This window comes from Citrobacter sp. Cf072, assembly GCF_030334485.1.
GTDB classification, from domain to species: Bacteria; Pseudomonadota; Gammaproteobacteria; order Enterobacterales; family Enterobacteriaceae; genus Citrobacter; species Citrobacter freundii.
In genome coordinates this window covers 313619-328440 of the sequence record NZ_JAOWDX010000044.1, presented here as the reverse complement: position 1 = coordinate 328440, position 14822 = coordinate 313619, and the positions used below count along the sequence as shown (strand labels likewise).

The 14822-nt window shown below is 50.0% G+C and carries 7 protein-coding genes; 6 read left to right on the top strand and 1 reads right to left on the bottom strand.

All coding sequences use genetic code 11. From position 1 onward, the window contains the following. The first annotated feature begins 184 nt into the window (after positions 1-184). From rclA to OGX66_RS10590, 6 genes are all read left to right on the top strand, one after another. Complete coding sequence (gene rclA, locus OGX66_RS10615) at positions 185-1510, top strand: reactive chlorine resistance oxidoreductase RclA (protein ID WP_044699473.1); 1326 nt, start codon at positions 185-187, stop codon at positions 1508-1510. A 161-nt stretch (positions 1511-1671) separates the two neighbouring features. Then, positions 1672-1902: a reactive chlorine resistance periplasmic protein RclB gene (rclB, locus tag OGX66_RS10610; protein WP_003021959.1), complete on the top strand. Its 231-nt coding sequence runs from the start codon at positions 1672-1674 to the stop codon at positions 1900-1902. Positions 1903-1913: 11 nt separating this feature from the next. Further along, complete coding sequence (gene rclC / locus OGX66_RS10605; RefSeq protein WP_003021961.1) at positions 1914-2474, top strand: reactive chlorine resistance membrane protein RclC; 561 nt, start codon at positions 1914-1916, stop codon at positions 2472-2474. A gap of 577 nt (positions 2475-3051) precedes the next feature. Then, positions 3052-3747 carry a flagellar brake protein gene (locus tag OGX66_RS10600; RefSeq protein WP_088902624.1) on the top strand — a complete coding sequence of 232 codons (696 nt, stop codon included), beginning with the start codon at positions 3052-3054 and terminating at the stop codon, positions 3745-3747. A 21-nt stretch (positions 3748-3768) separates the two neighbouring features. Next, on the top strand, positions 3769-4350 hold the full coding sequence (locus tag OGX66_RS10595) for a helix-turn-helix domain-containing protein (protein ID WP_008319941.1): 582 nt from the start codon (positions 3769-3771) through the stop codon (positions 4348-4350). Between the two features lie 100 nt (positions 4351-4450). Beyond that, complete coding sequence (locus OGX66_RS10590; protein ID WP_032948757.1) at positions 4451-5218, top strand: putative bifunctional diguanylate cyclase/phosphodiesterase; 768 nt, start codon at positions 4451-4453, stop codon at positions 5216-5218. A gap of 153 nt (positions 5219-5371) precedes the next feature. Here OGX66_RS10590 and OGX66_RS10585 read toward each other — a convergent pair whose 3' ends face one another. Then, on the bottom strand, positions 5372-14710 hold the full coding sequence (locus OGX66_RS10585) for an autotransporter outer membrane beta-barrel domain-containing protein (protein ID WP_286511497.1): 9339 nt from the start codon (positions 14708-14710) through the stop codon (positions 5372-5374). Positions 14711-14822: the final 112 nt, after the last annotated feature.

Below are 14822 nucleotides of genomic sequence, written 5' to 3'. Positions count from 1 at the left end.
TCACAAATAATTTTATTAATAATTTTATGGTATTAGTTTAATTGCTCAATAAGTTGAGTGGAAGGGAAAGAGCGGTTTTTTAGACGATCTGACAATAATTGGCGCGTTATGGATACATTGTTCTTGCATCGCTAAACCTATAATTCAGTTCAACAAATGAACAGTGACATGGCGGAGAGACAGCATGAATCAGTATCAGGCGATTGTTATCGGATTTGGTAAAGCGGGTAAAACGCTGGCGGCAACACTGGCCAAAACGGGTTGGCGGGTAGCGATTATTGAACAGTCAAACACCATGTATGGTGGGACATGCATCAATATCGGCTGCATTCCAACCAAAACCCTGGTACACGATGCTGAACTTCAGCATGACTTTGCCGCAGCGATGCAGCGCAAGACCTCCGTTGTTAGTTTTCTGCGCGATAAAAACTTCCATAATCTTGCCGATTTGGAGAACGTGGATGTGATTGAAGGTCGTGCTGAATTCATTGATAACCATACAGTGCGGGTTGTGCAGCCAACAGGTGAGGTTGAACTGAGCGGCGAGAAAATCTTTATTAATACTGGCGCCCAGTCAACGATTCCGAACGTTGAGGGATTAACCACGACGCCTGGCGTATTTGACAGCACCGGGTTGTTGAATTTGACGCAACGTCCCGAGCGTCTGGGCATTTTGGGCGGTGGGTATATCGGCGTTGAATTCGCATCGATGTTTGCCAACTTTGGTAGCAAAGTCACTATTTATGAAGCAGCTCCGCAGTTTTTGCCTCGTGAAGACCGGGATATTGCTGACACTATCGCCAACATTTTACGCGACCAAGGCGTTGAGCTGATCCTCAATGCCAACGTGCAGTCGGTCTCCTCTCACGATAGTGCAGTACAGCTGCACATGCCGGAAGGTACCCAGACGGTGGATGTGCTGCTGGTGGCATCGGGTCGCAAACCGGCGACTGAAAATCTGCAGTTGCAGAATGCGGGTGTAGATGTAAATGACCGTGGTGCCGTTATTGTAAATAAATATCTACGTACCTCGGCAGATAACATATGGGCAATGGGCGATGTCACTGGTGGATTACAATTTACCTATATCTCGCTGGATGACTTCCGTATTGTGCGCGACAACCTGCTAGGCGAGGGGGTACGTAACACGGGCGATCGTCAAAATGTACCATATTCCGTCTTTATGACGCCGCCGCTTTCCCGCGTCGGAATGACTGAAGAACAGGCTCGCGCCAGCGGTGCGGCGGTGCAGGTCGTGACGTTGCCGGTAACGGCTATCCCGCGTGCGCGGGTGATGAATGATACCCGTGGCGTACTTAAAGCGGTGGTAGATAGCGAAACGAAACAAATATTAGGTGTGTCGCTGCTGTGCGTCGATTCTCATGAAATGATTAATATCATCAAGACGGTTATGGATGCGGGGTTACCTTATACCACATTGCGTGACCAAATATTTACCCATCCAAGCATGAGCGAATCACTAAACGATCTCTTTTCACTCATTAAATAATAATAGCGTAGTCTACATATTTGCCCCACCCGTGTGGGGCTTTTTTTATATTTCCTGATACTAATTGACAGTTATTTTGGCGTTACGGATGAAATAAAATAAAGTGACATGTTTTATTATATTTCCACTGAAATAACTTGTTAATGGGAATAGAAATGAACATGTTTAAAACTACGTTACTAATGACTGCATTACTGACTGCTCCGGTGACATTTTCCGTGTTAGCGCAAACCGAGGTTGCCCACGTTAGCGTATCAGCCGTGTCTGGCACTCCTTCCGTGGTGGAAGATGCCATTGCGAAACTGGCACAGGAAAAGAAAGCGACTTCCTGGAAAATTACCTCAATGCGCATTGATAGCAGCACTCACGCAACGGCAATTTTGTACAAGTGAGGAGAGCCGGAATGGAAAAATATCTTCGTATATTGGGCAAAGGTGATAGGGTTGGATTAACCTTGATTCGCCTGAGTATCGCGATTGTTTTTATCTGGATTGGGTTATTAAAATTTGTACCTTACGAAGCCGACAGCATTACGCCGTTTGTCGCCAATAGTCCGGTAATGTCATTTTTTTATGAGCATCCAGAAGAATACAAACAACATTTAACCCACGAAGGTGAATTCAAACCGCAGGCTCGTGAATGGCAGACGGCGAATAACACGTATACGTTCTCAAATGGCCTGGGCGTAGTCGAAGTTCTTATCGCTTTGCTGGTGCTGGCTAATCCTGTTAGCCGTTGGCTGGGATTAATTGGCGGCGTTCTGGCATTTGCCACACCAATTGTAACTTTATCATTTTTAATAACCACACCAGAAGCATGGGTGATGCCGCTGGGTGATTTACACCACGGATTTCCGTACTTGTCAGGCGCTGGACGGTTGGTGTTAAAAGATACGTTAATGTTGGCGGGAGCGGTGATGATCATCGCGGATTCTTCCCGATCAATTATTAAGCAAAAGTATTGAATTTTTAACGTTGTACCCTCTGCAAGACAGTAAGCCACTATAGTTCGATTCGGTAATTACCGGGCCAGCAGGACGCTGGCCTTTTTTCTGCCCTAAGGGAAATTTATGTTATACATGAAATACAATGATTCGCTTTGCCACAATAACCAGTCGGACTTATATTACTGATTAATAATATAGTGACGTAAGCATCTTCTTTCTTCTTTCGATAGAGCACCAGTTCGCATATTGCGTAGTTCCTCCATCAAAACCCATTCATTTTTCTCTGTTTTTTTCTGTACAATTCTTGCTATTTGTTATCTCAAAATGACACTTTAAAAAAGATTGTTATTCACTTTTGTTATAATTAAACAACACGTTCGCATGGTTTTAGGCATGACTTCAGCTAGAATTAACTTTGATTAAATGTTTTTACGTATCAATAAATGGCTAAAGATAGTTAAAAACTTAATTTTTAATCAACTGTTCGACATGGAATCCACTATGGTAATTAAGCACCAGGGGTGGATGCTGATCTCGCGTTTTGTGAGTAACCAAACGCGGGACATATCTTAAATATGGAAATAAGGGTTTTAGAATGAGCTTTGGATTAGCAAAGGAAGATAAGTTTGAAATCATAGCTACCCTTCGTGAAGAGCTGCACAAGAAAACGAAACTGGAAGTGTTATGTGAAAACAGTAGCGTTATCACGCAGTTAGAGAAGGTTGATTTCGAGCGGTTTGTTATCTCCTGGCACGAAGACATTGTTCCTGAAAAGGTCCAATACTTTATCCTGCACAGCGAAAGCGGGATTGTGAAATTTAGTGCCAGATTCGAGCAAACCCCATCAGCAGGTGCAGAAGTAGGATTATCCTACCTCATACCGGATTTGATTTTCTTTGCCCAGCAGAGACAAAATCAGCGTTTTTCCTTCATGAAGGGGTATGACTTTTTCTGTTTTGGTCGTTACAAAAATGGAGAAAACTACTCTTTCAAGATTAAAAATATCTCGCAGGGTGGTTGTGCGTTAATCATTAAAGATGTAAACGCCCGTTTTCTTTATAAAGATGCGGTGATTAAAAATGCATCTCTGGATTTCGATACATTTGGTAGTTTACAACTGGACTTAAAAGTGATCGATGTAGTCCTGATCAATGAATTTGATGAGGATAACCAGTTGTATTCCTGTCATCAGATCTCGTGTGAGTTTGATTTTAAAAATCGTCGTGAAGAGACTGAAGTCGAGAAAATTATTATTAAATTTTTAATGAGTAACAAGATTAGAAGCTTATAAGGAACGGTGAACAGGATGTTGATGTGTGGCAGTGATAATTTTGTGGGCAATGGTATGTTTGCCTACCTCACCAGCAAACATGTACCGATACAAACATTCCAGTTTGAGGATATGTTGCATCAGTCATCATTATGCCAGCATCAAACCATGGTTTTTAATATCATCGATAATGAACATGCGTGTTCGGACATTGTTCAGTTTTTGAATAAAAATCGATTCAAATTTTATAATAACGTCGTGGTGATTGTTGCTGATAGTTTGGTGGCGAAATTATGCGTAGAGTTATTATATGTCGAAAAAATAATAGTTTTGACTGAAAAATCTTCATTGCGTGATTTTGGTCAATTGGCGACATTATCAGTCGGGAAATGGAACCCCCGACTGTATCGTTCGCAGAAAAGATTAACCGAAAGAGAGCAGCAGATCCTGAACTTACTGGTAAGTGGTTATACAGCCAAAGAAATTTCTGAGTTAGTTAGCCTGAACTATAAAACGATTCAGGCACATAAGATGAGAGTCGTCGCCAAGCTTGGCCTGACCAATACCTCTGATTTAAATAAGTTAATTGTCAGATTTACCCATCGTATGTCTTTTTTACCCTAACCTGACCATTCTTTTCTGATGTAATACACCTAATAGTAGATACAATTCGGGAGTGATTTTGACTGGTTTTTAATGTTATGATTTGTAGAGGGAGAGGGGAATGTTTAATTCCAATGAGGTGCTAACTGCGCTTGAAAAGGCTTTGAATACCAGTCAACTTTATATGGTTTATCAGCCTATTTTCAATTTACATGCCCAGTGTATAAGCGGATTTGAAGCATTAATGCGTTGGAATAGTCCTCAGATGGGTATGATCTCTCCCGATGTTTTTATTACGTTACTGGAAGATAGCGGCAATATTATTTCAATTGAAGATATGGTTACTCACTCTCCGTGGGATGTTGCAACCTCCTGGCCTGACCCCATTGTATTATCCGTCAATATTTCCGCGCTTGAATTCTGCGATCCTCTGTTACCCCAACGCGTCAGACAAAATCTTGCCACCTCCGGATTGCCGGTCCATCGATGCCAAATAGAGGTCACCGAAACGTCACCGCTGTACGACAGTCAGATTGCGGCTAAAAATATGACGGAATTAAAGGCGATAGGGGTCAAGCTTGCGCTTGATGATTTTGGAACCGGTCATGCTAATCTTAATTACCTGTTGAAATATCCTTTTGATACCTTAAAAATTGATAAAGAATTTGTCACTGGCATTGAACCCGACACCCGATCGACAAAGATTGTTGAGGGTATTATTTCACTGGCGCATAATTTTGGTATCGAAGTTCTTGCCGAAGGGGTGGAAACCCAGTCCCAACTGGACCGGTTGATGCAGATTGGTTGTGACAAAATTCAAGGCTTTTTCATTTCTCCCCCGGTGCAGGCACAAGAGATCCCTTCACTCTTAGCGCAATATAATCGTTAATCCTTCCTTATTTACGTTTCCCAATCCCTTGATTGTTCTACGTTGCTGGTAAGTCTGTAGGCCTGATAAGCGTCGCGCATCAGTTACCCCTGTAATACTGATAAGCAAAAAAAAGCCCCCTGCTGAACAGGAGGCTGGCGAGTTTATGTCAGCTTAGAACGATTTCTTAAAGCCGATAGAGGCATTGACCGGCGCTTCGACCTGCGACTTACTGCCGCCGTTGCTGAATTGCGTACCCAGCTCACCGTAGACCTGCAGGTTTCTGTCGATGGACCATGACAGGCCGGCTGCAACTTCAGTGCTGGAGTACTGCTGTGAAGATTCCAGCGTAGTGGTGGCTACCGCATTGCTAAAGTGCGTTTTGTCTTTTGAACCCAGACCCTGCCAGACGTTAACCCTGCCGTACGGCTGGAATTTGCCATGGTTGGTGTCATAGTCAGCGACCAGACGCACGCCCAGACGCGCGGTAAAGGAGTCTGCGGTATCCATTTTCACTTTCGTTGGGGTCACACCATCCAGCGTGCTGTTATCAAAGTCGCTGTATTGGTAGATCAACTGAGCCTGAGGCTCCAGACTCCATGCGCTGGCGCCTAAACGGAACGATTTACCCACCTCTGTCGACGCCGTCAGCGTGTTGCCTCTGACGGTATACGAGCCGTTGTTACCGGTCGCCGCCAGGCGGGATTTATGGTTACCGTACTGCAGGACGTTATCAACATACATACCGTCACCCGAGAACCAGGTCGCATAGCCACCGACGTAAAATGCGTTGTCGTCGATGTTACCGCCTTTGCCATCGCTGCCTGTCTTCGTGCCTTTCACATTGCTGTCGATATCAAGGATGCTGGTATACATCCCGGCTTTCCAGCTTTCGTTAGCATACATATCAACGCCGACCTGGATACCCATGGTATGGGAGCTGGTTTGCGTACCGGCTGCATCATCCAGTTTGGTTTTACCGGAGTAGCCAATCATTCTTGCCCAGGCGCGATTGTCTTCATCAATGCCCGGTTTAACCTCATCCCCCATACGTTGGTGCATGTTACCTAACAGGCTAATATCACCCTGACGTACTACGCTGGCGAGGCCAGAATACAGCATGGTTTCTGGACGGTATTCACTTCTTAGATACCAGTTTTCACCCTGGCCCTGAGCATTACCCGCATGTAGTTGGTACTCAAACGCACCTGCAGCCATACGATTGGCGGCAAGATGGAAGGCATCCCGTGAGGTTTGCGCGGTTGTGGTTGCGCCATTGAGCGCAGTCACCACTTCGATACCATCCCCAATGGTCGGCGCGCCAAGACCAGAACCATCGACATCCAGCAGTGTGCTACCGCTGGCTTTACCGCCATCGATAATCAGACGGTCGGCAATGCCTGCTCCGCTACCATTCTGGATAGCTGCCATGTTGATAGTCCCTTTTTCGCCGGTGTAATCCCCTTTGACGGTTAAGGTTGTGCCAGTCTGCTGACCGATGAGCGAGACATCGCCACCGTTGCTCAGGCCCGCTACCGTCTGGTTATAGCCCTGCGTGTTCAACGTGGTGTCTGCGACCACATAGTGGTGTGATGCGCTACTCAGGGTGTTGGTATTACCCGCTTGCAGCACGCCGTTGGCGATCAACGTAGCGCCGCTGTAGCTGTTTTCACCTTGCAGCTCGGTAATGCCGCTACCGGTCTGATGCAACTGGCCTTTACCACTGATATTGCCGGTCAGCGCCAGGGTATCGCCACGATTGACGTTGAGTACGCCGTTATCAACGATATCCCCCTGAATGCTGCCAATATCACCGCCGTTACCCAGTTGTAAAACGCCTTGTTCGATGGTGGTGCCACCGGTGTAGGTGTTATCCAGCGTCAGGGTGAGGGAGCCTTTACCGGTTTTGGTCAGTTGACCGTTACCTTCGACTTCCGTCAGCAGAGAAACGTCATGCCCGTTGGTGTCGAATGTCCCGCCGCCGGATTCCAGCGTCACCTGACGGGCAGTATCAAACGCTTCGCCATACTTCAGCGTACCGCCATTAAAGGTAATTCCCGTATCTGCCGCACCCAGGTTGGTATCACCCGCCACCTGCAGCGTCCCTGAGGTGATGGTGGTGCCACCGCTGTAAGTATTGTCGCCGGTGAGAATCAGCGTACCGAGATCGCCTTTATTCAGGCCGCCGGTACCACGGATAACGCTGTCGATAGTGGCGGTGTAACTGGCGCCGTCTACTGTGCCATCGCCGACACGAATCAGGGTGTTTGCCGTGTCGGTGGTAATGGCTTCTCCGCCCACACGATAACCATCGGTGGCGAACTGCGCGCCGCTGATGATGACATCGCCTTTGCTGTTATCGACGGTTACGTTGCCCGCTTCACCCTGGAAGACGGCGAATGCGGCATCGGTAAACGGTGCGTTCAACGCGCCTTCTGGCGTCGATTCATCGGTAGTCCAGTTGTCGTTACCCTGGCTGGATTGCCAGATACCGTCGCCGCCGTTGATGACGCCGTTATTTTTCAGCTCGCCATTCTCACCGCCGGTGCCGTCCCAGAAGCGCAGCGTCAGTCCGGCGTGGTTGACCAGGTTGACCTGATTTTTCACCGATGTCTGCACGTACAGGCTGTCAGCTGCTTCCGGTGCGTTAGCAATATCCATCACATTGTTGGTCAATGTGCCGGTGTAGTTGATGACGCGGTAAACGCCCACATCAAAGCTTCCGCCTGGTGAGGTTTCAATGTTGAGCTTACCGTCGAGCGTCAGATCGCCATTTACGTCAATCAAGTCGTTGAAGGCACCGCCCGGGGTATAAGCCTGACCAAACTGATAATCCAGTTGGGCGTTATCACTGAGCGTCAGAGAACCGGTAGTGAGTTTACCCACACTGTTGATAGCTGCACCCGCGGTAATATGCGCGTCGTCCAGCACATCAACCGCGCCGCCGATAATACCGTTACCCCCGAGCGTTGCCCCGGATTTCACCGTCACCTGGCCGGTAGCCGCAGACTGATTACCGTTGACCAGCAGCACGCCTTCATTGACGTCCGTGGTGCCGGTGTAAGTGTTATCGCCGGTCAGCGTCAACGTACCGTCACCGATTTTCACCAGGCTGCCGTCGTTGCCGCTGATAATACCGCTGATGGTGTCATCAAGATGCAGATTACCCAGCGACAGTTCTTTATTGCCCAGTTCGACATTACCCGCGCCGGACAACGAGCCGATAGACGTTGCGCTGTCGACTGCGCTGATATCGACCTTACCGCCCACCAGGTTTTTAACGACGGTGTTCTCTGCCATCGCATAGTCAGCAAAGGTCATCAGTCCGCTGTTATTCACGGTGGCATTGCCCCCGCTGGCATTTTCTTCCAGCGCCAGGGTACTGTCTTTTGACACGTTAACCGTCGCGTTGCCCGCGCTGGCGTTGTTGGTTAACACCGCTTTTGCTGTGCCCGTCAGGTTCAGCATTGCGCTTGCGGCGGTGACGTTATCCGCCAGCGTTAACAGGCTGTCGGCGATGTTCATAGTCAGGGATTTCAGGCTGGTATCTGTCCCGCTGACATTGAGCGTCGCACCCTTATTGACATTCACTGTGCTGCTTTCATTACTGCCAAAGGCTCCGGTTTTGCTGACGTTGACCGTCACATTGTTGGCGTTTCCGGTACCGGCAATTTCGGTGTCGCCTTTGTAGCTGTTTGCGCGGTCGAGCGACAAGGTGCTGCCCGCATCGCTAGAGCTGCTGGTGACTTTCAATTTACCCTCGCCGGTAATCTCACCGGTTGGCGTGAAGTGGTGCGAATTAAGGTCAAACACCGCAGCATTCTCATTCGCTCCCAGCTCAATGGTGCGATTGCTGGTCAGGTCCGCGCCCAGTTGCAGCGTTGAACCGTTATTGATGGCCAGGTCAGTTCCGCTCTGGCCGAGATTGCTGTCGGAGGAGATCTGCAACGTGCCGCCATCAATGCGCGTGCCGCCGCGATACTCGTTGTCACCGCTGAGGATCAGACGGCCAAGGTCGGTTTTCACCAGCGTCAGCTTGTCAGCAGTACTGGCCTCGCGGATAACGGACTCAATGGTCGCGGTATAGTTTTGCCCCGCGCCACCGGCGCCAACGCGCACCAGCAGTTCGCCAGTCCCCGGCGTCTGGCCTGCGTGGGTCGCGTTTTCCGTGGTGGCATACGCGTTAAGCGCATCGCCTTTAACGACATAGCCATCAGCATCAAACTGTGCTCCGGAGAAGTTAACTTCTCCCGCGGCGTTATCCACGGTAACGGTACCGCCTTTGGTGGTGAAGACGGCGAAGGACTTCTGTGCCCAAGGGGCGTTACCTTCACCGGTTGCGGTGGTCCAGTTGTTATCCCCCTGACTGCCGATAGCCATCCATTTGCCATCGCCACCGTCAATTTTGCTGTCGCCTTCAATGCCTGACGCGCCGTGGCTCTGATTAACGGTTGCACCGTCCCAGAACTGCAGGGTAACGCCGTTGGCATTCACCAAGTTGACCTGTTTGTCGATGGAGGTCTGAACAAAAATATTGCTCTTATCCTGGCTATTCGGTATCGCGCCTAATTCCAGCGTCTGGTTATCCAGCGTGCCACCGTAGTTATAGATACGGTACACGCCCGGTCCGAAGTTACCACCCTGTGAAGTGGTGACGTCCAGAGTCCCGTCCAGTTGCAGATCGCCTGCGACGTTAATCAGATCGTTTAGCGCGCCGCCTGGCGTATAGGCTTGACCCAGTTCGAAAGAGGAGGTCGTTTTGCTGCCAAGCTGCAGATTACCGTTAATGGATAACGTACCCGCACCGCCGTCACCGGCGCTGAGGGTAGAGGCATCGTTCATCAGCACGTCGCCGCCGATCACCCCGTTACCCCCCAGCGTCGCCGTACCGCTTACTTTGGTCACACCCGTCGCGGCACTCTGATTCCCTTTCACCAGTAGCGTACCGCTGGTGACGGTCGTGTCGCCGGTATAGGTGTTATTGCCCGTCAGGCGAGTAATACCGTTACCAATCTGCTGTAACGCACCGATCCCGGAGATTACGCCGCCAAGCAGCACATCATTGGCCCGATTAATCGCCAGTACGCCATTGTCGATGATGTCAGACACGGCGTTGACTCCGCCTGTATTTCCGCCGTCACCCAACTGCAGCGTACCGGTTTGATCAATAGTGGTAGAGCCGGTATAGGTGTTGTTGGCGGTAAAGACGGTGGTGCCGCCCGCCGCGCGTTCAAACTTCCCATCACCGCTGATGACGCCGTTATAGATCTGTGCCGCCGTCGTGTCGCCCTGCGTGTCAAAGATGACTCGGCTGCCTGCACCCTGAGTCGTCACATTGTAGTCAGCGATGGTCGCGGCAGTGCTGGTGGACTCGCCGTGATCGCCGGTACGCAGCGTTGCGCCATTGGTAACCGCAATGGTTTTACTTGCCAGTTGCAGACGATCGACGATGCGCATATCTGCACTTGAACCGCTAATGGTCAGTGAGTCCCAACCCATGCCGATGTTGGTACCGGTGGTCAGGTTATCGCTGCTCAGGCTGCCAATTTTCGCACTGTTACCGTGTGTATTGGTGAAGGTGAGGGCGTTGCCACTGCCGGCTTCGGTAGTGATATGGCGCGTTTTATCCAGCGTCACATTGCCGATGTTGGCTTTATTGTTGCCGCCGGTTCCGGCGAAATTCACCTCGCCCGCAAAGGTTCCGCTTTGCCAGTTAAAGGTGTCCTTGCCTTCTCCGGTGTTGATCACGCCACTGGTGATACCCTGGCTGATATCAATGGTGTCATTGCCCTTGCCAGATTGAATCGCCACTGCTGTATCGTTGATAGCCTGAAGGGTACCGGTATTGGTGATTTTTTTATTGCTGTCACCGCTGGCATCAATAACGGGTGCGGTGGTGCTGGCAGAGATAATTTTTCCGCTATTGGCTATTGCGCTAACATTTTTAGCGATGATTGCAGAACCACCTGCGCTGTCGTAGACGTTGATATCGGCATTGGTGGTGACCTTACCGTCCGTATTGGCGCGGATACCGCTGCCTTCGCTGTTATGCACCTCAACGGTATAGCCTTTACCGATGGTCAGATTGCCTGTCACTGCGTCACCATTGCGCTGCTCAAAGGCGAAGCCGGTACCTTTACCGTTAACGTTCAGAATGTTATTCAGGCCATCTTTCATGTTTAACGCGACGCTGGTACGGATCCCCGGACCGTCGTTGGCATTGATGGTGACATCATTGAGTGTGATATCGGTATTGTTGGCATCGTTTTGAATGCCCGCGCCAGTACCTTTGGCACTAATAATCACCCCTTTGGCAGCCAGCTTACCGGCCCCTGTGTCCAGGCGAATACCGTCAGCAGTGCCATTGGTGGTGATGGCATCGCCAGTATTACCAGTAATATTCAGGCTGGCGCCGTTGGTCAGCAGAACTCCTGCGGTTCCATCATCGACTTGAATCTGACCCAGTTTTTTAATCTGTGCGTTCGAACCCGAAGCTTGTACGCCAATGCCGTTACTCACATGTAAGGCAGCGGTCGCGTTATTGGTTAAACTCCCGCCTTGTTGCACGTTAACACCAATGCTGTCGGTGCTGGCAAGATCGATAATTGCCTGGGTATCGAGGATCAGGCTGCCCTGGTTCCTTGCCACATAGGCAATAACCTTGTTGCCGCTGGCTTCTGAAGTGATTTTTGCGTTTGAAGTGAGGATGGTCGGAGTGGCGCTACCTTCTGCGTTGCCATTCAACTGGTGAGCCTGACCGTCCACTACCCCGGCAATGGTTCTTTCACCGGTTAAATTGATGGTGGTTTTATCGCTGATGTTACCTGTGGCGCCGCCTTCAACCAGCAGCGCTGCGGAGTCGGTGCCCTGCACGGTGAACGTGGCTTCGCCGGTATCCACACTACTGCCTGTGCCCGTCGCTAATACGCCAACGGACTGTTCGCCGCTTAAGGTCAGGTCAAGGTTAGAGCTGGCCTGACCGTCAGGAGTGGTGGTGTTACCGGCCAGCATTGCACCATTGGCAATACGGAAAATGGTGGTGCGATCTTGCCCGTTGTCATTCATTACCGCCTGACCAATATTGGCGGTCGCGCCTTGACCATACAGGTAATAGCCAATCTGATCGGTGCTGTTGAATGCCGGGCTACTCAGGCTGTCGACGTTAGCGACGGCGTTATCACGCACGTGTACGCCGATGTTCCCGGCTTTGTTTAGCGTGATGTTGGAATAGACGTTGACCACTGCCTTTCCATCTTTGCCACCTTCAGCCCAGACGGCATAGTTACGGTTACCGACACTACCTTCACCATCAACTACGATAGAGCCTGAAGCGCTGGTTGTGGCTTCGGCATTTTTGTTAGTTGCGCTGACGTGGATGCCGACGTTGTTGGTGCCGTTGACGTTAATCTTGCCGTCGTTGCGAATTTCCTGATTATTTTCCGCGCCGCTGTCACGCACGGTGATACCGTAGTTCCTGCTACTCCCCGCGCTGGAATCGCCATTGATCACGATATTACCGGTATTGATGACGTTGCCGGTCGCGTTACCAATCAGCATACCCGCGGCGTTACGTACGCCGGTTCCCAGCGTGATAAGGCCGTTGTTAATCACCTCTTTGGCGCTCTTGGTCATGATCCCGGCGCTCAGACTTGAACCGCCTGCCATGGTGACATCTTTAGACGGATCACTTGCGTTACGGCCAAGATAAATAGAGGCACCTGCGCTGTTGGTAAAGGTGGCGTTGTCGGCGACTTCTACGCCATAGGCGATGCCGCTGCCGTAGGATGCACCGTTTTTGCGCCCGTCCACGACGTTGATATCGCCGTTGTTGACCCCTTGAGCATTGTCAGACAGTTGCATACCAATGGCCAGCGTCAGCTCGCCAGCGGGTTTGTCCTTACTCCAGGGATCGGCGGCAGAAGCGGTACCGAAGTTATCGGTGGTGATCGCCTGGTTGATGGTGCCTTCGTTGGTGATTTGACTGGCGCCTTGCCCCTGCATACCAAATGCGCCATAGCTGTTGACGTTTTGGTTGCCGTCTTTATCAATAAACAGCCCGGAGTTGATGATCCCGTTGTTGGTTGCCGTCGCGTCTTTTGCCAGCATGCCAATCGCCAGGCTTTGCCCGGTAGACGTGCGTAATGCGTTCAGCTCACCAAGGTTAGTGATAACCCCACCATTAATGGCTTTCATCACGCCATTAATACTGCCGTCAACGGCAATAATCGCGTCTTTGTTCAAGGTGCCTGAGGTGCCTGCGCCGTTGGCGTAGATGGCATGTAACTCACCACGGCCAGCGGTCGCGTTGTTGGTATGTGACAAACCGTCGGTCCAGACGTCGTAATCCCAGCTGAGTATGTCAGCTGGCTTACCGGAGGTGAGCAGATTTTCAATCAGCCCGGCGTACTTTGTTTGTGCTGCGGTGACGGTTGTGACTTCCTCCGCATCTATCCACAGCTGGATTTGGCTGACTTTTTCACCATCAGGGTTGAGTGCCGCGTCGTCGCTTTTGCCCAACAGCCAGTCATTGAATTCGGCCAGTTCTTGTGTGTTGGTAATGGTAAATGTGCGCTCCCCGGTTTTGACGACCTGACCATCCTCGTCATAGCCATAGGTCATCAGCGTCACATCATCGCCAAACACGGAGGTTTGCGCTGAACCGGTGAACGTTTTTTCAGGGATCACCGGGGCTGCGTTAAATTTTATATAGTTATCTGACTGCCAGTTCACCTGGCTTGCAGTACCTTGTGCTTCCAGCAGCGAGGAATCTTTTGCCAGCATTTCAATGGTATTGGCTTTGTCACGCACATTGAGGGTGTCGTTGCCAATATTCAGATTGGCAATGGAGCCATTTGTCGCCAGTGCGATACCAAATTGCTTATAGATTTCTGATTTCTGAGCATCAAAGGTGTTTAATACCGCATCGCCGACTTGCGCTTCGGTAAGAAAACCATTTAACTCATTGGTATCAAAGACTTTGATGGTCGTTTTTTCGCCGGGAAACGCCGGATCGTTGATATCAAATTCTGTGCTCTGCGAAGGCGTTGACGACTGGTTGTAAGTCAGGTATTCCGCCAGTTCTTCAGAGTTGGTAATGGTTTTTACGCTCTGGTCAGGGCTGGTCGCCAGCAGGGTGATTTTGCCGCTTTCCAGCAGTTCCCGGATAGTGGTTGATTCAACAACGCCGCTTTGACCCGGGCTAAATGTTGGGATTGCACCACTGATATTCAGTGCCTGACCAGTTGTGTTATCTTCATATAAGAAGCCGTAGTCGTGGATACCCTCATAAACCCCAGCGGAAATACCTGTCTTGAAGTCTTCATGAATATCGTGTTCACCCGTTGCGGTAATCTGGGCTGCAGAAGCCAGCAATGAAGCACCGCTTAATGCGCCAGCTGCCAGTACGGCGACAGTTTTACGCGAACTGCTTTTTTTCTTTCCTTTCGTTAATTCAGAAACGACCACCCAGATACCGAGCTCCGCGTTCCAAATAATGCTGTAAACTTTGTTCATATATAACCCTTGTCTACATTCCTGTTATGTATGTGTTAATACGTTGAGTTGTTGGCTATGGTTGGCACGCGGATGTGCTACCCGGTAATGGATTTTGGAAATAGGGTTCCCT